The sequence below is a fragment of the Paenibacillus caseinilyticus genome, assembly GCF_027533645.1.
Taxonomy (GTDB): Bacteria; Bacillota; Bacilli; order Paenibacillales; family NBRC-103111; genus Paenibacillus_G; species Paenibacillus_G caseinilyticus.
Window position 1 is genome coordinate 621,075 of the sequence record NZ_JAQAGY010000001.1, and the last position, 23,683, is coordinate 644,757.

21 protein-coding genes are annotated in these 23,683 nt (G+C 61.0%); 12 read left to right on the forward strand and 9 right to left on the reverse strand.

The window, feature by feature from the left end:
* Positions 1-252 precede the first annotated feature (252 nt).
* From pyk to O9H32_RS02560, 6 genes are all read right to left on the reverse strand, one after another.
* Complete coding sequence (gene pyk / locus O9H32_RS02535; RefSeq protein ID WP_269864195.1) at positions 253-2,010, reverse strand: pyruvate kinase; 1,758 nt, start codon at positions 2,008-2,010, stop codon at positions 253-255.
* Entirely contained in the window at positions 2,003-2,983 is a 981-nt protein-coding gene (locus tag O9H32_RS02540) for an acetyl-CoA carboxylase carboxyl transferase subunit alpha (protein ID WP_269864197.1), read from the reverse strand. The genes pyk and O9H32_RS02540 overlap by 8 nt, the downstream gene beginning before the upstream one ends.
* Entirely contained in the window at positions 2,973-3,899 is a 927-nt protein-coding gene (gene accD, locus O9H32_RS02545) for an acetyl-CoA carboxylase, carboxyltransferase subunit beta (protein WP_269864199.1), read from the reverse strand. Before accD ends, O9H32_RS02540 begins: the two co-directional genes overlap by 11 nt.
* 53 nt (positions 3,900-3,952) lie before the next feature.
* Positions 3,953-4,144: a glutamate decarboxylase gene (locus tag O9H32_RS02550; RefSeq protein WP_269864201.1), complete on the reverse strand. Its 192-nt coding sequence runs from the start codon at positions 4,142-4,144 to the stop codon at positions 3,953-3,955.
* Positions 4,145-4,375: 231 nt separating this feature from the next.
* On the reverse strand, positions 4,376-4,870 hold the full coding sequence (locus O9H32_RS02555) for a phosphatidylglycerophosphatase A family protein (RefSeq protein WP_269864203.1): 495 nt from the start codon (positions 4,868-4,870) through the stop codon (positions 4,376-4,378).
* Between the two features lie 241 nt (positions 4,871-5,111).
* A complete protein-coding gene (locus tag O9H32_RS02560; RefSeq protein ID WP_269864205.1) occupies positions 5,112-8,912 on the reverse strand; it encodes a DNA polymerase III subunit alpha in 3,801 nt (1,266 codons plus the stop codon).
* Positions 8,913-9,178: 266 nt separating this feature from the next.
* On the opposite strand from O9H32_RS02560, the gene O9H32_RS02565 reads away from it, so the two are divergent.
* From O9H32_RS02565 to O9H32_RS02575, 3 genes are all read left to right on the forward strand, one after another.
* Complete coding sequence (locus tag O9H32_RS02565; protein ID WP_269864207.1) at positions 9,179-9,511, forward strand: YtrH family sporulation protein; 333 nt, start codon at positions 9,179-9,181, stop codon at positions 9,509-9,511.
* Positions 9,508-10,017, forward strand: a complete 510-nt coding sequence (locus tag O9H32_RS02570) for a hypothetical protein (RefSeq protein WP_269864209.1) — start codon at positions 9,508-9,510, stop codon at positions 10,015-10,017. Before O9H32_RS02565 ends, O9H32_RS02570 begins: the two co-directional genes overlap by 4 nt.
* A 103-nt stretch (positions 10,018-10,120) precedes the next feature.
* Positions 10,121-10,411, forward strand: a complete 291-nt coding sequence (locus O9H32_RS02575; RefSeq protein WP_269864211.1) for a YtpI family protein — start codon at positions 10,121-10,123, stop codon at positions 10,409-10,411.
* 229 nt (positions 10,412-10,640) lie between these two features.
* Here O9H32_RS02575 and O9H32_RS02580 read toward each other — a convergent pair whose 3' ends face one another.
* Positions 10,641-11,987, reverse strand: a complete 1,347-nt coding sequence (locus O9H32_RS02580) for a DRTGG domain-containing protein (protein ID WP_269864214.1) — start codon at positions 11,985-11,987, stop codon at positions 10,641-10,643.
* A gap of 83 nt (positions 11,988-12,070) precedes the next feature.
* Between O9H32_RS02580 and O9H32_RS02585 the strand changes: the two genes are divergently transcribed.
* Both O9H32_RS02585 and O9H32_RS02590 read left to right on the forward strand, forming a co-directional pair.
* A complete protein-coding gene (locus tag O9H32_RS02585) occupies positions 12,071-12,982 on the forward strand; it encodes a phosphotransferase (RefSeq protein ID WP_269864215.1) in 912 nt (303 codons plus the stop codon).
* Between the two features lie 108 nt (positions 12,983-13,090).
* The gene (locus tag O9H32_RS02590; RefSeq protein ID WP_269864217.1) at positions 13,091-13,417 is read left to right on the forward strand and encodes a hypothetical protein; all 327 of its coding nucleotides are present in this window, start codon (positions 13,091-13,093) and stop codon (positions 13,415-13,417) included.
* A 392-nt stretch (positions 13,418-13,809) separates the two neighbouring features.
* Here O9H32_RS02590 and O9H32_RS02595 read toward each other — a convergent pair whose 3' ends face one another.
* Positions 13,810-14,091 (reverse strand): hypothetical protein, encoded by a 282-nt coding sequence (locus tag O9H32_RS02595; RefSeq protein WP_269864219.1) that lies wholly within the window; start codon positions 14,089-14,091, stop codon positions 13,810-13,812.
* A gap of 240 nt (positions 14,092-14,331) precedes the next feature.
* Between O9H32_RS02595 and O9H32_RS02600 the strand changes: the two genes are divergently transcribed.
* The 4 genes from O9H32_RS02600 to O9H32_RS02615 all read left to right on the forward strand — a co-directional run bounded on the left by O9H32_RS02600 (position 14,332) and on the right by O9H32_RS02615 (position 18,132).
* The gene (locus O9H32_RS02600; RefSeq protein WP_269864317.1) at positions 14,332-15,108 is read left to right on the forward strand and encodes a DeoR/GlpR family DNA-binding transcription regulator; all 777 of its coding nucleotides are present in this window, start codon (positions 14,332-14,334) and stop codon (positions 15,106-15,108) included.
* On the forward strand, positions 15,105-15,935 hold the full coding sequence (locus tag O9H32_RS02605; RefSeq protein WP_269864220.1) for an HAD family hydrolase: 831 nt from the start codon (positions 15,105-15,107) through the stop codon (positions 15,933-15,935). Before O9H32_RS02600 ends, O9H32_RS02605 begins: the two co-directional genes overlap by 4 nt.
* 362 nt (positions 15,936-16,297) lie before the next feature.
* A complete protein-coding gene (locus O9H32_RS02610; RefSeq protein WP_269864221.1) occupies positions 16,298-16,756 on the forward strand; it encodes a MarR family winged helix-turn-helix transcriptional regulator in 459 nt (152 codons plus the stop codon).
* Complete coding sequence (locus tag O9H32_RS02615; protein ID WP_269864223.1) at positions 16,753-18,132, forward strand: MFS transporter; 1,380 nt, start codon at positions 16,753-16,755, stop codon at positions 18,130-18,132. Before O9H32_RS02610 ends, O9H32_RS02615 begins: the two co-directional genes overlap by 4 nt.
* A gap of 163 nt (positions 18,133-18,295) precedes the next feature.
* Here O9H32_RS02615 and O9H32_RS02620 read toward each other — a convergent pair whose 3' ends face one another.
* Complete coding sequence (locus O9H32_RS02620; protein WP_269864225.1) at positions 18,296-19,510, reverse strand: FAD-dependent oxidoreductase; 1,215 nt, start codon at positions 19,508-19,510, stop codon at positions 18,296-18,298.
* Positions 19,511-19,773: 263 nt separating this feature from the next.
* On the opposite strand from O9H32_RS02620, the gene O9H32_RS02625 reads away from it, so the two are divergent.
* The 3 genes from O9H32_RS02625 (at position 19,774) to O9H32_RS02635 (ending at position 23,544) form a co-directional block, all read left to right on the forward strand.
* Positions 19,774-20,382, forward strand: a complete 609-nt coding sequence (locus O9H32_RS02625; RefSeq protein ID WP_269864227.1) for a TetR/AcrR family transcriptional regulator — start codon at positions 19,774-19,776, stop codon at positions 20,380-20,382.
* 465 nt (positions 20,383-20,847) lie between these two features.
* Entirely contained in the window at positions 20,848-22,215 is a 1,368-nt protein-coding gene (locus tag O9H32_RS02630) for a YheC/YheD family endospore coat-associated protein (protein WP_269864228.1), read from the forward strand.
* 60 nt (positions 22,216-22,275) lie between these two features.
* Complete coding sequence (locus tag O9H32_RS02635; protein WP_269864230.1) at positions 22,276-23,544, forward strand: YheC/YheD family endospore coat-associated protein; 1,269 nt, start codon at positions 22,276-22,278, stop codon at positions 23,542-23,544.
* Positions 23,545-23,683 lie beyond the last annotated feature (139 nt).

A 23,683-nucleotide genomic window follows, 5' to 3' on the forward strand; every position in this document is an offset into this window, starting at 1 on the left:
GTTGTAAGTCCTAGCCAGGCCGCCTCCCGCTTCCCCAGGCGGCACCCGTCCTCTATTACCCGTACACGGTTGAAGCGTACCTCTTCCCCAGGCAAGAATATGAGGCTTTACCTTATTTTAATGGATAAAGCAGGAAAGTAGCAAAAACAAATGGGACTCCCGTCCCTGATTTACATTTCCTTTACATGAATATGACGGGACAAAAAGAAAAGCGAAACCGGAATCAGTTTCGCTTATGGAACAGCTATGGGATTACAGAACGCGGGCGCGGCCGGAGTAGATGACGCCCACTTCCGGATACAAGGTCACTTCCGCATTGTCTTTGAGAATCTCAAGCGCATTCTCGACGCCGACGATGACCGGCTTGCTCAGGGAGATGCCTACCACCGCCGCGTGGGAAGTGATCCCGCCGGTTTCGGTAATGACGGCTGCCGCTTTCTCGAACGCAGGCATATAGTCCTTGTCCGTCGTCAGGGTGACGAGGATGCAGCCCTCGGATGTCTTGGCGACGGCTTCTTCGGCCGTACGGGCCGTTACAACCTTGCCTGTAGCGATTTGGGTGCCGATGCCTTGGCCCTTGGCAATCATCTCGCCGATCTGATGAACCTTGATGAGGTTCGTAGTTCCGGAGCGGCCTACCGGTACGCCTGCTGTAATGATAACGAGATCGCCGAGGGAAACCAGACCCGCTTTGAGGCTCGTGTCTACCGCGTGCTCGAACAGCTGGTCCGTAGACGTGCACATTTCGCCTTTGATCGGTACCACGCCCCATACGAGGGACAGACGGCGCAGCACTCTCTCATCCGGCGTCACGGCAATGATCGGCGCCTTCGGACGGTACTTGGACACCATGCGGGCCGTATAGCCGCTCTCGGTAGCCGTCAGGATCGCCTTCGCGTCCAGATCCAGCGCGGAGTTCGCCACAGCTTGGGAGATCGCTTCCGTGACCGTCGTCTGCTGGGCGTTGCTCTGGCGGATGAAGATCTCGCGGTGCTCGAGAGCCGACTCGGCACGCTCGGCGATACGGGCCATCGTCTGCACGGACTCTACCGGGTATTTGCCGGCAGCCGTCTCACCGGACAGCATGACCGCATCGGTGCCGTCGAAAATGGCATTCGCCACGTCGCTCGCTTCCGCACGGGTCGGACGCGGGTTGCGCTGCATGGAATCGAGCATCATCGTAGCCGTAATAACCGGCTTGCCCGCCTGGTTACACTTCTTGATCATCGCCTTCTGCACGATCGGCACATCTTCGGCCGGAATCTCCACGCCGAGGTCGCCGCGCGCTACCATCAGACCGTCGGACACTTCAAGAATCTCGTCGAGGTTCTCTACGCCTTCCTGGTTCTCGATCTTCGAGATGATCTGGATGTGTTTGGCATTGTGGCGCTCCAGGATCTCGCGGATTTCGATCACGTCGCTCGCCTTCCGGACGAACGAGGCTGCGATGAAGTCCACGCCCTGCTGGATACCGAAGATGATGTCATTGGCATCCTTATCGGTAATGCCCGGCAGGTTGATCTTCACGCCCGGCACGTTAACGCCCTTCTTGCCGCCGAGCAGACCGCCGTTCTTGATGCGGCAGACGATGTCCGTTCCGCGGATGTCTTCGACTGTCAAGCCGATCAGACCGTCATCGATCAGGATCGTGGAACCGATGCGCACATCTTTGTACAGATCTCTGTAAGTAATGTACACGCGCTCGGCATCGCCGATGATTTCTTCTGTCGTCAGGGTGATCAGGTTGTCCTGTACGAGCTCGACTTTCTGATCGTCCTTCAGTTTGCCTGTGCGAATTTCCGGACCTTTGGTATCGAGCAGAATCGCAACGCTCTTGCCGAGCTCCTGGCAGGCTTCACGGACATTCTTGATCCGGTTGCCGTGCTCTTCGAAGTCCCCGTGGGAGAAATTGAGACGGGCTACATTCATCCCAGCATTGATGAGTTTCTTGAACATGTCGAGCGATTCGCTGACGGGTCCGATCGTACAGACAATTTTGGTTTTACGCATGATTAGGGTTACCCTCCTGAATGGTTGTGAATCGGCCTATGTTTCTGAACTTGTTGTAACGGTCTTCCATTAACTCTTGCTCCGACAGGGCCATGAGCTCCTGCAGCGCGCTCCAGAGCGTCGCCTTGATGGATTCCGCCTGTGCGCCCAGGTCCCGGTGGGCTCCGCCCTTGGGTTCCGTAATAATGCCGTCGATGACCCCGAGCTTTAAGATTTCATCCGCGGTAATCTTCATGGCCTCGGCCGCTTCCATGGACTTGGACGCGTCTTTGTACAGAATGGAAGCCGCGCCCTCCGGCGAAATGACGGAGTAGATCGCGTTCTCCAGCATGAAGACCCGGTTGCCAACGCCCAGAGCCAAGGCTCCGCCGCTGCCGCCCTCCCCGATGACGACACAAAGGATCGGCACGCGCATGGCCGCCATCTCCATCAGATTCCGGGCGATCGCTTCGCCCTGGCCGCGTTCTTCTGCCGCATTGCCGGGGAACGCGCCTTTGGTATCGATGAAGGTGATGATCGGACGCCGGAACTTGTCCGCCTGCTTCATCAGACGAAGCGCTTTACGGAAGCCCTCCGGGTGCGGGCAGCCAAAATGCCTAGCAATGTTATCCTTAGTATCTTTCCCTTTTTGGTGGCCGACAACCGTCACCGGGATTCCGTTGAAACGGGCAATACCGCCTACGATGGCGAGGTCGTCCCCATACAGGCGGTCTCCGTGGAGTTCCATGAAATCGGTAAAGAGGTGTTGGATATAATCCAGTGTCGTCGGCCGCTGCGGATGGCGGGCCACCTGCATCTTGTGCTTGGTGGACATGCCGGCATACAGCTCCGACTCCAGCTGATGCAGCCGCTGCTCCAGACGCGCAATCTCATCGGAGAAATCGATTTGCTTATCGCTGCTGAACTTGCGGAGCTCTTCGATTTTGGCCCGAAGCTCCACAAGCGGCTGCTCAAAGGGCATTTCACTTGCCATGAACGATTTCCTCCTTTGGGGTGTGCATGCCAAGAAGACGGGTCAGCGTGCTGCGCAGCTCCTTGCGGTGGGACACGACGTCCACCTGCCCGTGCTTGAGGTTAAACTCCGATGTCTGGAAGTTGTCCGGCAGCTTCTGTTTGATCGTCTGCTCGATGACCCGGCGTCCCGTGAATCCGAACGCAGCTCCGGGCTCGGCCACAATATAATCTCCAAGCATAGCGAAGCTGGCGGACACCCCGCCGAACGTCGGATCGGTAATGACCGACACATACAGCCCGCCCTGCTCGTTCAGCCTGGCAATGGCTGCAGAGGTCTTCGCCATCTGCATGAGACTGAGGATGCTCTCCTGCATTCTGGCGCCGCCGGAAGTCGAGAAGATGATCAAGGGAAGCCCTTTCTCCATGGCCTTCTCCACGGCATTGGCTACTTTCTCGCCGACTACGGAACCGAGCGATCCGCCCATGAAGTCGAAGCTCATAACGGCCACAACCACCGGATAGCCTCCGATGCTGCCTTCGCCCGTGATGACCGCATCCTGCATGCCGGTGGACTCCACCGCTTTTGCATACTTCTTGCCGTAATCCGGGAAACCGAGCGGATCTTCCGATGACATCTCCGCATCATACTCTACGAACATGCCTTCGTCCATCGTCATCTGGATGCGTTCCACCGCACTCAGCTTGTAATGGTAGTCACAGGACGTGCAGACCTTCAGGTTTTTGTCGAGCTCCTTGTTGTACTGAATCGTCCCGCACCTCGGGCATTTGTTCATAAGGCCTTCGGGGATTTCCCGCCGCGGCCTCTCTTCCGGAATATCAATAGCTCCATCCATTACCCGGTTCTGGGCAGGCCTGTCCGTCGTAGGGACGGTGGCGTATTTTCTCTTCTTCTGAAACAAGTCTTTAAATTGCACGACTACACCTCGCTTGCGGTTTGCTTCTCATTCCCTTGACACACCGCTTATCCTTAAGATCTATGCAGAATAGAGTTCAGTACCTCTTGAACTTCTTCCAGTTCACCTTCGGGAACGACGATCTCGAATTGGTTCTTCGTCATGTTGATTGCTCGCACTTGTACAAGAAAGCCCTCATCCGTTAGTCTTTGCTTGATCTTGTCAGCAATTTTGGCGGTCGGAGCGATATAGATTACCGTCCACATGAAAAAAGACCCTCCCCCGGGATAAACGAATTCGCCAACAAGCTCAAGGTCAGGCGCGTTTATCTAGGTGATCCAGGGGCCGCTAGAACGCACCCGCCGCACATGCTGCCTGGATCACGAACATAATGGAATAATGATATCATAACTCCACTTTTTCCCGCAACCGAGGGGGGTCTTTCGGCAGGTGCTCATTTCCTTTGACAATCAGCGTTTTTTCGGCAAAATCAGACCTCACCCGCCGCCTCCCCGAACATCCAGATCGTCCTGCTGGCGGTGGGCAATCCGCGCCGACGCTGCGGCGGCAAGCCCTGCGACCAGGTCATCAAGGAACACATGGATGCCTGTCGAATGATCGTTGAGCTCCCGAATAATCCCGATTTTTTTCTTATCCAAATAGCCGAAGCTAGTGAGTCCGATCATTCCGTAGACGTGCACGATGCCGAGCGCGAGCGTCTCGTCCACACCGTACAGGGAGGCGTCCGTCTCCAGGAGCCCCTGCAGCGGCTGCGGCAGCAGCTTCTTCTCCGCAAGCTCATCGAGCGCAATCCCCGTATAGAGCACGTACTGTACTTCGCGTTTTTGGAGAACCGTCAGAACGCTGTCGACGCAGGCCTGCTTGGACAAGGCCGGGTTGTAGGGCAGCTGGAGCTGGTGAACGATCTCGGCGATGCTGTCTATCGTGACGCCACGCTTCTCCAAGCATTCGATAATGGGTTCTTTGGTCATTAAAAACGCCTCCTCCGGGTTCCATTCGCAACACGCGCAGCGCCATCCACCGGCTGCTTGCACCGGTTCTTCGTACGGGTTACTAAATGTATGCGGAGAAGGCAGGGGTTATTTCCGAATTTACTTAAATAACAACATCCGATGGAGCCCCCACGACCGCGACGAATTTACAAAAACAATAAACTAGTCCAGGACCACAGACGGCAGACCTAAGCGCATCGCCGCAAAACCGTAAGAACGCTTATTTGACTCGGACGCTTTCTTGGCCAAGCAGCTCTTCGATGCGTCCGAACAGTTCGGGCGACGGCTTCACCTGATATTGGTCGCTGAGGCCGAGCGTCTTCTGGCTCTGCTCGTAGTACAGCACCACCGGGAGGGGACCGCCGTGTTCGGTAATGAGCCGCTTGAGCTCGGCGAGGACTGCCGGCTCTTCATGCTTCGGCGAGATGCGCACGTATACGCGCTGCACCGCCGCCGTACGGGCAGCCGCTGCCGGGGCGCCGCCTGACGGCCGGGATGCCGGCGGCGGGGCGGCCCGCCGGCCGGGCGCCGGCCCGCCCGCTGCGGCGGACGCGGGCTGCGCGCTCCGGACGGCGCTCCCGCCCGGGGCCGCCTGCGCGGCATCGCCTGCGGGAGCGGGCGGGCCCGGACGGGCGCCAGCGCCGCGGGAGGCCGCAGGCGCCGCTCCGGCACGCCCGCCGGCCTGGGGCGCTCCGCCCGCCGGCCGGCCTGTGCCCGCGCCCCGGCCATACCCGCCGGGCGCCGGCTTCACGGCCTTCTGCTCAAGCTGCGGATCGTCCAGCGCGACCACCTGGTCCGCGAGCAGCTTGAAGTCTTCGTCGCCGAGCTGCAGCTTCGCCAAGACGAGTACCGGGCGGCCCTTCTGGACGACCGGAGCGCACCGCTTCCACACTTCGGGGAAGAGGACGACTTCGGCCTTGCCGACCCGGTCCTCGAGTTCCATGAAGGCCATCGGCAGGCCTTTCTTCGTTACGATCGTCTTGCTGCTGATGACCAGCCCCGACACCTTGACGTCGCTGCCGTCGGAGTACTGGGGCAGCTGCGCCAGCGAATCGGGCTCGAGCCTGCGCAGCACCTCCTCGAAGTCGTCAAGGGGACTGCCCGAGATGTATAGACCGAGCAGCTCCCGCTCGAGCTCGAGCTTCTGCGTCATGGAATAAGGCGCCACCACGGGATATTCCACCTCCCAGGACACTTCCTCCACGAACCCGTCGAGCACGAGCTGCAGGTCATCGCGGTCCTTGCGCCACTTGACGGCGGCGTCCACCGCGTCTTCCAGCATGGCCAGCAACTGGGAACGGTGTCCCGGCAGCGAGTCCAGCGCGCCCGCCTGGACGAGCGACTCCAGCACCCGCTTGTTGCACACCCGAAGGTCGACCCGCCGGCAGAAGTCGATCAGACTCTGGTACGGGCCGGACTGCCGCTCCTTGATGATCGACTCGATCGCATTCGTGCCGACGTTCTTGATCGCGGCGAGGCCGAAGCGGATGGATCCGCAGCCGGAGTCTGCGGCCGGAGGCGAATCCGGGTCCGCCGGTCCGCCGCCGGCGGTCTCCCTGCCGGAGCCCACAGGCGTGAAGAGCACGCCGCTCTGATTGACGTCCGGCCCGAGCACGGCGATGCCCATCTTGCGGCAGTCGTCCGAATACTCGGCGACCTTGTGATGGCTGCCCGTCACGGCCGCCAGCATCGAAGCCATGAAGTCGACCGGGTAGTGCGCCTTGAGGTAGGCCGTCTGGAACGCAAGCACGCCATAGGCCGTCGCATGAGCCCGCGGGAAGCCGTAATCGGCGAAGCGCACGATCATGTCGTACACCTTATTCGCCTCGTCCTCGCTGTAGCCTTGGCCCCGGCTGCCTTCCACGAAGTGGGCGCGCTCCTCATCGAGCACCTCCCGCTTCTTCTTCGACACCGCCCGGCGCAGCAGGTCCGCTTCGCCAAGCGAGAAGCCCGCCATGAGAGAGGCGATCTGCATGATCTGCTCCTGGTAGACGATAATCCCGTACGTATCCTTCAGGATCGGCTCCAGCACCGGATGGGGATATTCCACTTCAAGCTGGCCGTGCTTGCACTGGATATACTTCGGGATAAACTCCATCGGACCCGGCCGGTACAAGGCCAGCACGGAGATGATGTCTTCGAACCCCGTCGGCCGCAGATCCTTCAGCACCCGGCGCATGCCCGGCGACTCGAGCTGGAACACGCCGGTCGTATCGCCCCGTCCGAGCATCTCATAGGTGTGCGGATCCTCCATCGACACCGTTTTCCAATCGATGGTCCGCCCCGTCCGCTCCCGGATCCACTCGAGGGAACGCTCGATGATCGACAGGGTGCGCAGCCCGAGGAAGTCCATCTTGAGCAGGCCGATCGACTCCAGGTGCTCCATCGGATACTGGGTGAGCGCCGTCTGCTCCCCCCCCTCTTGCAGGGGCACATACTGCGTCAGCGGCTCCCGCGAGATAATGACGCCCGCGGCGTGCGTAGAGGCGTGACGCGGCATGCCTTCCACCTTCATCGCCATCTCGAGCAGCTCCGCCGTCTTCGGCTGCTTATCCGCCAGCGCCTTCAGCTCCGGCGAGGCGCGCAGCGCAGCCTCGAGCGTCATGCCGAGCTGGCCGGGAATGAGCTTCGCCGCTTTGTCCACGTCGTTATACGGCAGGTTCAGCGCCCGGCCCACGTCCCGCACCGCCGCCTTGGCGGCCATCGTACCGAAGGTGATGATCTGCGCGACACGGTCGCGGCCGTATTTGCGCACGACATAGTCGATCACCTCGTCACGGCGCAGGTCGCTGAAGTCGATATCGATATCGGGCATCGACACCCGGTCCGGATTCAGGAACCGCTCGAAGAGCAGGTTGTACCGGATCGGATCGACGTCGGTGATCTTCAGCACGTAAGCGACAAGGCTCCCCGCCGACGAGCCCCGGCCCGGTCCCGTCACGATCCCTTCCTCATGGGCGAAGCGGATGAAGTCCCACACGATCAGAAAATAATCCGAATACCCCATCCGCTCAATCACGCCGAGCTCGTATTGGAGCCGTTCTTCCACTCCCCTGCGCCAGGCTTCGTCCTCCCACTCTTCGAGCGCCGCGTAGCGCTCCTGCAGGCCGGCCCGGCACAGCTGGGCGAGGTAGTCCCCGGCATGCAGCCCTTCGGGTATGGGATCGAACTGCGGCAGGATCGAGCGGCCGAACTCCAGCTCCAGCTCGCAGCGCTCCGCAATGACCCGCGTATTCTCTATCGCTTCCGGCACATGCGGGAACAGCCTCCCCATCTCCTCCGCACTCTTCAAGAAGAGCTGGGACGAATGGATGCGCAGCCGGTCTTCGTCCTCGACCGTCTTGCCCGTACCGATGCAGATGAGAACATCCTGCATCGCATGATCCGGCTCATATACGTAATGCACGTCGTTCGTAGCCACCAGCGGAATGCCGCTCTCGCGTCCGAGCCGGATCAGATCCTGGTTCACTTTCTTCTGCTCGGTGAGGCCGTGGTCCTGCAGCTCCAGGAAGAAGTCCTCCCCGAAGATATCCCGGTACCGCTCTGCCGCCGCTTTGGCCTCGTCGTACCTGCCGTGCAGCAAATGCTGCGACACTTCGCTCCCGAGGCAGGCGCTCGTGCAGATCAAGCCCTCGCTGTACCTGCGCAGGTGCTCGGGATCGATGCGCGGCTTGTAATGATAGCCCTCGAGATGCGCCACCGACACCAGCTTCATTAGATTCCGGTAACCCTGCTCATTCTTCGCGAGCAGGATCAGGTGGTAGATCGGCTGGTCCTGGCGCGAGCCCTTCTGCTTCAGGGAACCGGAGGTATAATACACCTCGCAGCCGATAATCGGCCGGATTCCCCGCTCCCTGCACGCTTTGTAGAACGGGATCGCCCCATACATGACCCCGTGATCCGTCAATGCCAAAGAAGTCATGCCGAGGTCCGCCGCCCGGGAAACCAGCGTTTCTATCCGCGCGGCGCCGTCCAGCAGACTGTATTCGCTGTGCACATGCAAATGGACAAACTCGCCCATCCGGGCCGCCTCCTCACGTTCTTATCTGTCTTATGATTATTCTAGCACAAGGCGAACACGTGTGCCATATGTATCGGGCGGCCCGGATTGCGAGTCATGTCCAGGGGATTGCGGCATATACTTCTTACCATCAATGCAATGGACATCCGGCGGCTGCACCTGCGCGGGGGACGAGCCGGCCGCTCGCTCCACGGGGAGCAGGGACCAAGACCGCCGGTTGGAAGCAGGGAACCCCCGCCCCTGCAAGAAGAAAGGGTGACACGATCATGGCGTCCTTTTTGACCAAGTGTTTGCTGGATTTCTTCGTCGCCTTCGGGGTGGTGCTCGGCGGGACGATGCTCGCCGGCATCTGCGCGGTGATCACGCTGGACCCGCCGGTCCACCGCATGGAGACGGTAGCGGAGCAGATCAAGATCTGGGCCATGGTGGCCGCCATCGGAGGCACCATCGATCCGATCCGGGCCATCGAGACCCATTTTCACGACGGGCACATCTCGCCGGCGATCCAGCAGATCCTGTATATCGTCTGCGCTTTCGTGGGAGCGCATATGGGCACCACGCTGATTAAGTGGATCTGCGGCCATGGAGGGGCGTCGTGAAGGTTCCCCCTCCCGGCTTTTTCGTCGCCTATATGCGTACGACCGGCCTCCTGGTGTCGGGTATGATCATCGGGGCCGCCCTGTTCCTCAGCATCTACAATCAGCGGCTGAACCAGGTTATCGTCGATAACCGGCAGCTCCACGCGCAGAAGGATGAACTTGAGGGAGAGATCGCCGATCTCAAAAAAACCAAAAATCAGCAGACCACGATCAACAAGCTGAACGTCTTCGTCGTTTCGGACGAAGGAACCCCCTTCGACACGCTGACGGAGAGCGAGCTGCGCAAGCGGATCAACGGCGATCTGAAGAAAGTAGTGATCGGACGCAAAATTTCCGACTTCGCCGCCATGCCCGAGGTGTATGAGAGCATCCTGACCGAGAAACCGTATCTCGGCGTGCTCGACAGGGATTACATGGTCCTCGGAGTCCGGTGGATCGTGCTGACCCAGACGGAGCTCAAGGTGTGGGTAACCTTGAAGGAATGGAAACGCCTGCCTACGCCATGACGGCGCTCTCCCTGTTGATTTTGCAGGCCGAAATCGCTAAAGTGGAGAATGACTTCCCCCAAAAGGGGGACAATCCATCTCCCTTAAGGATGTGCTTCCCTCCATGCTTGCGAATATCCAGCTGGCGCTCAGCACGCTGATCGTCATCGCTCTGGCCTTCTCCGTCTATTACAGCTTCCGTTACCGCAGGGAGGCGGATCCCCGGCTCCGCGGCCTGTATTCTTCCCGGATGAATATCGCCATGGGCATCATGCTCGTCATCCTGGCCGTTACCCAGCTGTTCTTCCTGCATGATTCCGTCATGCGGCGTATCTTCGGAACCGTCTGCCTCCTGCTCGGCGTATTCAATCTTTTTGCCGGCATACGCAATCATATCCACTTCAGCCGGCTCTAATGCCCGTGATCCGTGCTGCTCCCTCCCGAACGTCGTTCACTTGGAGGAATACCAAACGGAACACCTGCTGCCTTGGAGCTGCTACCGGCACGCCGGAAACAAGCCAAAGAGCCCTTCCTCCGGGAAGGGCTCTTTGGCTTGGCGACTAACGGCTCGCGGCAGCGGGCAGCTGCAGGCACGCCGGCGTGCGGTACCGGAACTCAGGGAAAACACAGCAGACTCTCCGGCCCTAGGACTGGTCGAACACCTGCGCCGTCAGCATCGCCTTGGCTACGAGCACGCCGGCGTGGAACATCTCCACATCGATTTTGCCGAACTTGCGGGACACCTCGATGATCCGCGGCCGCAGCTCCACCTGGGAATCGATCTGCACCGGCCTTACGAAGTAAGAGGACATATTATCGAGCACGAGATCGCCCTTCTTCACGTCCTGTACGGCATGGTAAGCCGCCTGCGTCATCAGTACCGCGAGCACCCCTTCGGATACCGTGCCGAGACGGTTGGTCATCTGCGGGGTGATCGTGCCGCGGAAGAGAAGCTGTCCGGAGCGGTCCCGCTCCTCGGCGAATCCGGACCAGATCAGGTCCTCGAACGTCTCGCCGTGCTGGGGCTGGCGCTGGATGTGCTGCATCGCTTTGAGCACATCCTTGCGCGAGACGACAGCCATCACCTTGCGCCCCGCATCGACGATCGGCAGCAGCTCGATGCCCTCCCACACCATCATATGGGCCGCCGAAGCGACCGAAGTGCCGGGATGGGCCGTGACCGGATTCCGGGTCATCACCTTATCGACCGTCTGCCCCGGCTCCGCCCCGATGAGATCCTTGGAGGTGATCATCCCGATCACCCGGTTCCACTCGTCCACAACCGGAAACCGGCTGTTGCCGGTCTCCTCGTGCATCTTCTGCCAGTCGCGGAGCGTGTGGTGCGCCTTCAGGACATAGACCTGCATCGGGGATGGCACGATGTCCTCGATCAGCAGAATCTTCTTCTTGATGAGCCGGTCATAGATCGCCCGGTTGATCAGCGAGGCGACGGTGAACGTGTCGTACGAAGAGGAGATGATCGGCAGCTCCAGCCGGTCCGCCAGCTCCTTCACCTCCGGACTCGTTCCGAAGCCGCCTGTAATCAGCACGCCCGCTCCCTGTTCCAGGGCGCACATATGGGCTTTGGCCCGGTTGCCGACGATGAGCAGGGAACCCGGATCGATGTAGCGCATCATCGCATCCTGCTGCATGGCGCCGATCACGAACTTGTGCAGCGTCTTCTCGAGCCCCCCGCGTCCGCCGAGCAGCTCCCCGTCCACCATGTTGACGACTTCCGCGAACGTCAGCTTGTCCATATGATCGCGCAGTTTTTTCTCCACCCGGACGGTTCCTACGCGCTCTTTGGTAGCGACCAGGCCGATCGTATCCGCCTCCTTGATCGCCCTGTAGGCCGTCCCTTCGCTGACCCCAAGCTTTTCCGCGATTTTGCGGACGGAGATTTTGCTTCCAATCTTGAGGCTTTCGATATACTTTAGAATCTGTTCATGCTTGGTGGCAGCCTCCTGCCATCCCCCTTCATGCTCCGCCATCTGTCTTACCACCCTCATCTTCACTGTAATAGTGCTGTATTACCCCAGTATAACATAGCAGGTACAAAAAAGGAGGCAGCATCATGGCCGCACTCTGGAGCGCCCAACACGTTGCAAGCGAGGAAGAAGCCCGCCGGCTGATCGAAAGGCAGTTCCCGGAGCTGCGGCCGGTGCGGCTGGCCCGGGCGGGTGAAGGCTTCGACAACACGGTCTACCTCGTGAACGGCTCGTATATCTTCCGCTTCCCCCGCAGGGAAATCTCGGCGGAGCTGATCCGCCTGGAGCGGCGGCTGCTCCCTTGGCTCCTCGAAGAGGAGCTTCCTCTCTCGATTCCCGAGCCTCTCTATTACGGGACCCCGGGTGACGCCTACCCTTGGCCGTTCCTCGGATACCGGCTCGTCGAGGGATCCTGCCCCGGGCCGCTCACCCGGGAGCAGCGCATGCGCTCGGCGGAGCCTCTCGCGGCGTTCTTCCGCAAGCTGCACGCCCTGCCTTCCGGCCGGGCGCGGGAGCTCGGCGTGCCGGCCGACGAGCTGCGCCGTCTCGATGTCCCATGGCGCAAGCCGGCGCTGCTCGGGAATATCCGCAAGCTTGCGGAGTCCGGGTTATGGCACGACGAACGTCTGCATGCCTATGCGGAGGCGCTCCAAAGCCCCCGCCCGGAGCCTGGCGGGACAACCGTTCTCGTCCATGGGGATCCGCATATCCGCAATATCATCGTAGGGCCCACCGGCACCTTGAGCGGCGTCATCGATTGGGGCGATGCGCATCTCGGGCATCCCGCCGTGGATCTCTCCTTGGTCTACAGCTTCCTTCCCCCGGAGGGCCGGCAGCGCTTCTATTCGGTCTACGGTCCGGTCGATCCCCATACCGAGATCCTGGCCCGCTTCCGTACGGTGTTCACGCATGTCACCCTGCTGCTGTATGCCCAAGATACCGGGGACCCCCGGCTGATCCGGGCGGCATCCGACAGTCTGTCGCTTGCCCTGAGCTAAGCGGGTTCGCGGGGCCCGGACGCCTTTTACGAATAAAATGTACAAGAAAGACCGGACTGCCGCATAGGATGGTAACAGCTTTTACATACCCAGGAGGTGTCTTCCCCTATGCCGACGAGTGCCCAGCAGCCCCAGGCCATCTATGAAGCCGACACGACGGTCATCGATACGCTGCACAAATGCCGCGAACAAATCCACAGCATCTGCACGCAGCATCTGCACAAACCCGTCCGGGTGCATACGACCCACGGACAGTATCATGAGGGTGTGATCGTCCATATCGACGCTTATCACATCTATTTGCAGCTTCCTCCAGAACACAGCCGCGCCCTCTTTCCCGGGCCGTACGGTTACCCGCCATTCAATCCGTATTACAATAACGTGATTCTTCCCTTGGCGCTGTTCGATCTCCTGACGATCGCCCTGCTCGTGTAGCCCCGGAAGCTTCTACTACCCATAGAGCGGCGGCTGGCTTCCTTCGCTTATAAGAAAAACCGTCCGGATGCCCGGACGGTCCTTTCGAGTGCTTGTCCAAACGTTTGTGCGTGGGGAAAGACGGGTATGGGTTCCAGCAGCTGTTATTTACTCATCTATGCGTAACCCCACAATTTTATAAATTCTATAATAGCAAAAAAGCCCGCAGCGTCCTTTTTCCATAGGGACGGGCGGGCTTTTGGGGCTCCTGCGGACCCCTCTTGACCGGGTCCCGCCTCCCTTATTTGCGCACATGGGCTCCATGCAAGGATCCCCACCCCCGCGTCTCGGGCGCAGCGCGGATGGTCCCGGACGCATCCTTCCTTACGTGCCGCATGCAGCGCACACCCCCCTTACTTCTTAACCTGCAGCAGCTTGCGGCGCCCCTGCACCGCTTGTTCGAGCTGCCAGCGCTTCATCCGTTTGACCTTCAGCAGTTCGCGCTTCGTCTCCTCTTCCACCCCGAGCAGCTCGTGCAGATGCGCAGCCACGAGCAGCAGCGCGAAGGCGCACCACACTACGCCGAACACCGAAGGCAGCGACCATCCGCCGCCAAAATCGAGTCTCGGCACGGCAAACAGCAACATGCCGAGCGACAATCCCAGATACAGCAGGCTTCTCGTCCCTCTTCCCATCCTCATATCCCCTTCCACACGCAACTTGTACACTTATGCATATGCCGGCGGGCTGACGAATAGCACTGAAAGCACTGCAGGCAGGGAAGGTACGGAAGACTACGGAGGACACTGGTTCCAACTGACCCTCATGAATACTTACAAATACTTAATATTACTTAATTTCACTTGCAACAATTAAGCAATCGTGCATATAATGAGAACATGAACCGGAAACTCCCCCATAAGAAAGGAGCCTCCATGTACCAGGAAGAACGACTGCTTGCCATTCTGCAGCATATGCAGCACCATCACCGCATCTCGGTGGAGGACATCTGCGAGCTGTTCCAAGTCTCCCGCGACACGGCACGGCGCGATATCGTCAAGCTCGAGGAACAAGGGCAGATTCTCCGCACGCGCGGCGGCGCGCTTCTGCCCACCCTGAACAAGGATGTCCCCCGGTTCGACGACCGTCTCCATTCGGAGAAAGAGGTGAAGGAAGAGATCGGCCGCACCGCCGCTTCGCTCATCCAGAACGGGGATTATCTCTTCATGGATTCCTCCACCACCGTCCTGCAGGCCGCAGACCGTATCACAAGCAGCGACCATGTGATTGTCACGAATTCGATCGACATCGCGGGCGCCCTCTCGCAGCGGCAGGGCATGACGGTCCATCTGCTCGGCGGCGTCGTCCATCCGCGGCACCGGTTTATCTACGGCCCCCGCACCCTCGAGATGCTGAGGGACTACCAGGTGGACAAGCTGCTCATCGGCACCTCCGGCATTACGGAGAGCGGGCTGACGAACCCTTATGAAGAAGAAGGCTATGTCATGAAAGAAATGATGCGGCGCGCCGACCAGATTATCGTGCTCGCCGACCACACGAAGTTCGGGCAGCGCCAATTCTACCGGATTGCCGGGCTGGAGGCGATCGACATCTTGATCACCGACCGCGAGCCCGAGGCCTCCATGAAGCAGGCGCTGCTCGAACACGACATTCATATCATCCTTACGAATGAAGGAGCGGATCCCTTATGATCAAACTCATTGTCAGCGACCTGGACGGCACGATGCTGCTCCACGAAGAGCGCAAGGCGCGCCAGGAAGATCTGGACGCGCTCAAAGAAGCGGCGGCCAGCGGCCTCGTCATTGCTTTTGCATCGGGACGGATGCACCCTGAGATTCAGGCGGTCATGGAGCTCTTCGGCCTCCGCACCCACAGCATCTCCCAGAACGGCGCCTACGTCCATACGTCGGACGGCCGCCTGGTGCAGAGCAGCGCATTCGACACCGCTCTGGTCCGGGAGCTCGCGGAAGCTGCGGCAGGCACCTCGCTGCTGACCGTGCTGGCCGCCCCCGAGAGCTACGTCGTCAAGGAGTGGAGCGAGGCGGCGGAAGCGCTGAAGCCCCGTCTGATGGCGCCGCTGGTAGCCATGCCGGAGCTGCACGAGAAGCTCGGCCGGGAGCTTGTCTGCGGCAAGCTGTCTTACATGGGCGAGCTCGCGGAACTCAAGGAGCTGCAGGGCAGGCTGCTGGCGCGCTACGGCGACATGATTGATGCTTATATCTCGGACGTGGATTGTCTCGACGTCATGCCGCGCACGACTTCCAAAGGTACGGGACTGCAGGCCCTCCTCGCCGAGCTAGGACTGAAGCCCGAGGAGGCCGTCTGCTTCGGGGACTCCTTCAATGACCTGCCGATGTTCGCGGCTACTCCGCACAGCTTCGCGATGGGCTCCGCCCACCCGGACGTGCAGGCGAAGGCCGTTCGCACCGTGCCGTTCGTGGCTGACGCGCTGCAGTGGGTGAAGACGTACAACGCCTCGGCGGCGGGGCATCCGGTCCCCGCCGCTCCGCAGGATTGACCGGAGCGGCGGCAAGCGGCATTCCCGCTGCCCCGAAGGACGGCCTCCCGTCCGTCCCGAGCTATCCGGGAAAGCTAGCTGGAAGTTCGCGTATGCAGCCCGCAGCTAGGCTCCGCTTTGCATTAAGCCATAGCCTGCCCTCAGGCAAGAACCTACCTCTATCTCCAACCCGTGGTATCCGCGGGTTTGGAGTTTTTTTTCATTATAGGGCGGTCCGCAGCCTGGCCGCCCTCCCCCTCCGCTTCCTCCTTCGCTGCCGCTGAAGCCTAACGCTGGAACGCCCTGTTCTTCATCATATTTTTACTTGTTGTAACAACCATTCTGTAGTAAACTGTACAAACGTTTGAAGCCAGGAGGCCATCATGGACTACAAGGAATACCAGCTATCCGACTCCCTCGGCTATCTCCTCGGGAACGCCTCGCGCCTGATGAGCTGCCGGCTTGGCGCCCGGTTCCGGGAGCAGCATTATGATGTTACGTTCGAGCAGTGGACCCTGCTCGTGCAGCTGTGGAACGAAGACGGGCTGACCCAGTCGAAGCTCGCCGCCTTGACCCGCAGAGACCAGCCCGGGGTGTCCCGTCTGGTCGACAACATGATCAAGAGGGATCTTGTCATCCGTGAATCCCACCCGGAGGACCGGCGCAAGAACCGCATCTATTTGACCGCCAAGGGGGCGCAGCTGCAGAGGAAGCTGGTCGTCGAAGCGATGGCCAACAACGCCGATGCCGTCGGCGGGGTCTCCCCCCAAGAGCTCGCTGTATTCCGCAGCGTCCTGGACCGGATCATCGATAATATGCAACAGCCTAAGGAGGAAGTATGAATCAAGCGCAAACAGGAGAAAAACTAATCAAGGTGCTCGCCTTCACGATGGTGCTCAGCGTCATGAACGCCACCATGTTCAATGTGGCGCTGCCGACACTCAGCAAGGAATTCGCGCTCAGCGCTTCCCAGGTCTCCTGGGTCGTCACCGCTTATATCATCGTCTACGCTATCGGGTCGGTCACCTACGGCAAGCTCGCCGACAAATACCGCCTGAAGGATCTGCTTACCGTCGGCCTCTCGTTCTTCGCCGTGGGTTCCATCCTCGGCTTCGTGGCGACCGAGTACTGGATGATCATCCTTGCCCGCGTCCTCCAGTCCGTGGGTGCTTCCGTCATCCCGGCGGCGGCCATGATCATTCCCGTAAGGTACTTTCCGCCGGAAACCCGCGGCCGGGCGCTCGGTACCACATCGGCCGGGCTTGCGTTCGGTACGGCCATCGGGCCGATCATCGCCGGCTTCGTCACCAGCACCTTATCCTGGCGCTACCTGTTCTTCCTGTCGGTCATCTCCCTGCTGACGCTGCCGTTCTACCGCAAATACCTTGATGACAACCGGGGCACTGCGGGACGCACCGATCTGCTGGGCGGGGGGCTGCTGGCCGTCACGATCGCCATGCTGCTGCTCTCCATCACGAATTCGGCATGGATCTACTTCGGTCTCGCCGTGCTCTTCTTCGCCTTGTTCCTGGTGCGGATCCGGCGCGATGCGAATCCGTTCATCCAACCGTCCCTGCTCCAGAACCGCAAGTATGCCGCCGGACTGCTCGTCTCCTTCATCGCGAGCGGGCTCTCCTTCGGCATCCCGTTCTTGGCGCCGCAGATGCTGACGCAGCTCAACGGGCTGAATCCGGCCGTCATCGGCTTCGTGATGTTCCCCGGGGCGATCATCGCCTCCCTGCTCGGCAAGACCGGAGGCCGTCTCGCAGACCAGAAGGGCAACGTCTACCTGATCTTCTTGGCTATCGCCGCCCAGTTCCTGTCCTTCTTCCTGCTGTCGGTGACGGCGGGGATCGGCCCAAGCCTGCTGTGGATCTTCCTGATCTTCGGCAATATCGGCCAAATGTTCATGCAGATCGGACTGTCGAACACGGTATCCCGCACGCTGGCCAAAGAACAGACCGGCGTAGGCATGGGCTTGTTCATGATGGTGAACTTCATCGCGGGCGCCATCGCCACTTCCGTCATCGGCAAGGTGCTTGATGCCGGCAGAGCGCATGCCCAGCATGGGCTGAACCCGCTGCTTCTCGTGGCGGACGCCGGGGTATACAGCAATATTTTCCTGGTGCTCGCCCTGCTCGTGCTGATCAATACCGTGCTCTTCTACTTCTTCTTCGGCGAGCGGGCTGCCCGCCGCCGGGGCGAATCGCTCGGCTGAACCGGGTCACAGCGCTGCCGGATCATCAGCAGTCAGACAACGGCTCCAAGCCTCCAATCCACTTCCGTGGACTGGAGGCTTGTTTTCGTCAACTTATCGTGTCAATAGCAGATACTGCCGGATCCCCTGCACTCCTGAACCCCCGCTTACCCAACCTTCTACTCTAGCCCGCAGCCTGTCCTCCGGGACCTTGGGAGAAGTCGGTCTTGAAGGCCGGATTGACCGACATCTCGAGAATCGGATACGCATATCCCCGCATCGCCTCTTCATAGCCGGCGACCGCCTGCAGCAGAGAGAGCTCTCCGTGCTCCGCCTGGATCAGCCTCGCTGCCAGCTCTCCCGCATCCTTCAGCGCCAGATTCGCCCCGGCTCCGAAGGTCGGCGGCATGGCGTGGATCGCATCCCCCAGCAGCGTCACACGGCCTGTATCCCACGGGGCGGCTGGCTTCAGCACGCGGACGGACTGGGGGAAGATCGACGGAACCTCGACGCGCTCGATCAATCCCCGGAGCGGCACCGCCCAGCCTTCGGTCAGCTCGAGCATCAGCGCATGGAGCCGCTCCACAGACGCTTCCCGGAGCTCGCTGTCGGATAAGGGCAGGGGACCGAAGCCCCGGCTCAAGGCGATCATCATATACGGATCCACGGGATCGATCACACTGCCCGGCGCAAGCTCTGCAGCCGCTTCAGCAATGGGGCGCCGGGGCACGAACGCGCCGATCCCGGCGAAGGTGCCTGTAGGGTCTGTGGCGCCGATAAAACCGTCGAACAGCACCTCCGGCAGCGAAGCGGCAATCTCCTCGGTCAGAGGCGATTTGGCATAGATCGTCCGCATGCCCGTATCCGCCGGTTCGAGCTCCGGCATCAGCTGCCGGCGGACGGCCGAGTTGATACCGTCCGCCGCCACGAGAAGATCCCCCTCGGCGATGCTGCCGTCCGAGAGATGCAGCCGGACCCCCTGGCCGTCCTGCTCGAAGCGGACGGCTGCCGTGCCGAAGCGCACCTTCTCCTCCATCCCGCTGAGCAGAATCTGGCGCAGCGTCCTGCGGTTGACCGCCGTATGCGGGCGGATCGGATCGTTCGGTGGGCCGATGTGCGGACGGGCCGCCTTCTCCACCGCCTGGCTGTCGATCATGACAGCGAGCTCCCGGCGGGGATTCTTCCGTGACGTCTGCCTATACAGCTCATACAAGGACTCGGGCAGGCACGCGCGCAGCGCATTCCCCCCGTCCCCGTTCATGTGAAGACGATAGCCGGACTGCAGCACCCCCGCTTCCTTTTCGAACACTTCGCAATCGATTCCGGCTCCCGTGAGGCCTTGGGCCAGACAGAGGCCGCCGAGGCCGCCGCCGGCAATCAGCACTTTCAGCTTGGACATCTTATTTCCCTCCCGTGATGATATTGTGGGACTGCAGTCTCCACTACATTAACCAACACCTTGTATGATAAAATACATGATGTCAAAACCCATTATAAACCTGCTGCTGGAAGATTCAACCATCAAATTAGCCATACTTGTCAGCTAATCGACACCTGGATGCCAAACGTTGGATAACACAGGCAGAATGCCCGGTTGTCAGGTAGACGAGTCTTCTGCGAGCTCCCTATGCGGCATTTCCATACCATGAAGGAGGAGTTCCCATGAACGAGGAACGCATGGACCGCAGGGTCCGCAAAACCAGACTGGCCATTCAGCAAGCCTTCCTTTCCCTAATGAAGGAGAAGGGCCTGCAGGCCGTCACGGTCGGCGACATTACCGCGCGTGCCGATATAAACCGGGCCACCTTCTATGCGCATTACCGGGATAAGCAGGATCTGATCAGCCAGGCCATCGCGGAAGTGCTGGACGAATGGGTGCAGGAGGAAGAAGCAAGGTTGTCCGGCGAGGCTTCGGCGTTCGACTTCGAGCGGCTGCTCCCGATCTTCGTCCGCATGTTCGAGAATATCGCGAAGCACGCCGAATTCTACAGGGTGATGCTGGGTCCGGACGGATATCCGGGTTTCGCTGAACGTCTCGGTGCCCTGATGCAAAGACTCATTAAGGAGGGGCACAGCAGCGTACTGAGGCTGAGCGGGGCGCAGCCTCTCGTCGAGCCCGACATTTACCTCAGCTACGTCACCTCCGCCCAGCTCGGCGTCATCACCTACTGGCTCAAGGAGGGAGCTCGCTATTCGCCGGAATATATGGCGGGGCAGCTCATGCTCCTGTACCGGCTCGGCGCCGTTCAAGCCGCCGACTATTCGGGATAGGTGCCTGCCGCAGCCCCCACGGAACCCCCTCCCAGCCGGAGCCCTCGCCATGTCTGTTCTGCCCTTCAGGCGCCGGCAGACTGGATCCCAAGCCCGGGCCCTTACCTATTCAGCCGTTCCCTCGTCCCGGGGGACAGGACTAATCCAGCCGCCCGCGTGGCGCTTCCTTCCATGATAACTCCCTCCCCCTCGCCGGCAGGAGGTTCTGCCCTCCCTTCCCACGCCAGGCCGTCCTGTACCCCCTTCGCTGCCGCCATCCCTTCCAGCTCTTCCTCCATCTGCCGGAAGGGCTCTTTGCCATGGACCCCCAGACCCTCCCCCACCACCCGGCGTATATCTCCCGCACCCCGCAGTTTCTTTTCACCAAGGGATAAACGCCCTCATATGATGAAGTAGTTCGTTTGTTAATGTTCCAGGCGACTCGGGCAAAAGTAGGACTCCCGGGTGCCGGGAAGGAGTTCCGTCATGAAAAGAACAAAGGTAAAGATCCAAATCCAGAACTCCGGCCTATCCTCGGACGGCTCCGTAGTGATGCTCAGCGAAGCGGTTGCTAAAAAGTGGAAAATCCCTTTCCAGCAGACGCTGCAGGTGCGCTTCGGGTCGAGCCGGCAGGAGGTGCGAGTCGTACCTTTGTCACAGGCAGGTGCGCTTCGTCTATCGGGTGCGCTCGCTGCCAAATGGGGGCTGTTCAAAGACGATCAACTGTGCCTCCAGTATAAAGCGTCCTCCCGCACGCTCACCCTGGGTCCCCTTATCGGGGTGATGGTATCCCGGGTGTACGCAAGCTCTCCCGACAAGCCGTTCGGTGTCAACACGGCATTCTGCCGGGAGCTGACCGACGCCTGCAGGCTCTACGGCGCTTCCGTTTTCTTCAGCACCCCGGACGATCTGCAAGGCCAAGGGGATACGGTGCAAGGGTGGCGGTTCACCGGCACCTGGGAGAAGCTGACGTTCCCTATGCCGAACGTCCTCTACAACCGCCTCACCTCCCGGAAGCTCGAGAATCGGGAGAATGTACAGGGGTTCGTCAGCCATGCCAAAAACCGGCACGGCGCGGTGATGTTCAACGAGAAATACCTTAACAAGACCGAAGTGTTCGACGCTCTCCGCAAGGAGAACGGCCTGGGAACGTATTTGCCGGAGTCGCATCTGCTCCGCAGCTTCACTATGCTCAAATCCATGTGCGCCAAACATCCTACCGTATTCCTCAAGCCGATCACCGGCTCGCTTGGCAAGGGCATCATCCGGGTCCGCCGGCAGCCCACCGGCTCCTATCTCTGCCATTTCACCCACTTGAATGGAGCCCGCAAGCAGTCATTCGCCTCGCTCTCCCAGCTGTTCGCAACCATCGCCGGGAAGGTCAAGACGCAGAAGTATCAGATCCAGCAGGGCCTTACCCTGCTCACGGTCGGAGGCCGGCCGGTCGACTTCCGTGCCCTGGTCCAGCGGGGAGAGTCCGGTGAGTGGGGCATCACCTCCATCGTCGCCCGGATCGCCGGAGGGCAGCACTTTGTCTCCAACCTGGCCCGGGGCGGCTCGCTGTCGACGGTGAAGGAAGCGCTGGCGCGCAGCGGCTCTGCCGCCGCCTCCAGCGGGTTGCCGAAGCTGCGGAAGGCGGCCTTGAGTATCGCTAGAGGCATCGAGGCCCAGGTGCCGGGGCATTTTGCAGAGCTCGGCATTGACCTGGCTATCGATACCGGCGGAAAGGTATGGCTGCTCGAAGTGAACTCGAAGCCGTCCAAGGACGATAACACGCCGCTGGATACCGAACGCAAGATCCGGCCGTCCGTGAAAGGGCTGGTCCAGTACGCCAGGTTCGCCGCCAAGTTCTAGCCCGCTTCTGCCTGTGACAAGTGACGATGGACCGCACTATGGAGAGATGAGGTGAGGCTAATGCAGGATACGTATCTCCCAGGCTCCGTCCGCCGCTTCGTCGGCATCTTGACTTCCCGCACGGAGGGACTCCCGCCCTTCGAGAACCAGGGTTTCTACCGCCGGTTGATCCAGGCCGGACAGCCGCTCGGACTCTCCGTCTTCGTCTTCACGCCTCAGGATCTGCCGGAGGGCGGCGACGGCGTCACCGGTTACAGCTATAACGCGGCCGGCCAGCGTTGGGAGCGGATGGATTATCCGCTGCCGGGGGTCGTCTACGACCGCTGCTTCAGCCTGACCCGCGGAGCGTCCGCTCTCTACCGTGCCGCGCTCCGGAAGCTGCAGGCGGCACCCGGCGTACGGCTGCTCGGTACGCCGCTGCCGGGCAAGTGGGCCGTCCACCGGCTCCTGGAGCGGGACGGCCGCTTCACGGCGCTGCTTCCCCGCACGGAGCCGCTGAGCCTGAAGACCTTGGCCGCAGGGCTCCGGGAGCACGGTGAAGTGCTCCTGAAGCCGGAGGCCGGCTCGCAGGGCCGCGGCGTGCTGCATGTACGCCGAACGCCTCCCGGCACGAGAGGAGCTGCGGCCTTCTCCGTGCGCGGGCGGGATGCGGGCGGGCGCGCGGTATCGCGCGGCTTCGCGGATGCGGCCGCGCTGGGACAGTGGCTGCGCGGCTTCATCCGCGGCCGGCGGTATCTGCTGCAGCAGTACCTGCAGCTGCAGACGGAAGCGGGCGCCGCATTCGACGTGCGCGCCCTGGTCCAGAAGGACGGCAGCGGCCGCTGGCAGCTGACCGGTACTGCCGTGCGGCAGGCACCCGCGGGCAGCGTGACGTCGAACCTGCATGGCGGCGGGACTGCCGCAGTGGCCCAGACGTTCCTCGCCGCAGCCTTCGGCGCGGAGCGCGGCGCGGCGCTGCACCGCGGGCTGTGCCGGATCGCCGGCGAGCTCGCGGAAGCCGTCGAGGCGGGCCATGGCCGGCTCGCGGAGCTCGGCATCGACTTCGGTGTCGACCGGGACGGACGCCTCTGGGTGCTCGAGGTGAACTCGAAGCCCGGGCGAAGCGTGTTCTCCCGCCTCCACGATACGGGAGCGGCCGCCGCCGCCGTACGCCGGCCGCTCCAGTATGCAGCCTGCCTGCTGGAGACGGCAGCGGACCGTCGCCCTGATCTCAGCTTGCTATCCCGCGGCACCGGCGCAAGGCCCGCACCGCGGAACGCCGCTCCCACGTCCTCTCCCTGGATGGCGGACGGTATCCTCGGCCCAGGCGACCCGGCCGAAAGGCATTGAACGCGGACTCCATGATGCGTCTTTTCTTTGCCTCCGGCAAAGTTTGAATAGAAGGGGCACGGTCTGCACCTTCCCCTGTAATATAGGGCCAGGAACCAACCTCCCCCTGCCTGCTTGATCCCAGTTTTCTGACAGAAGC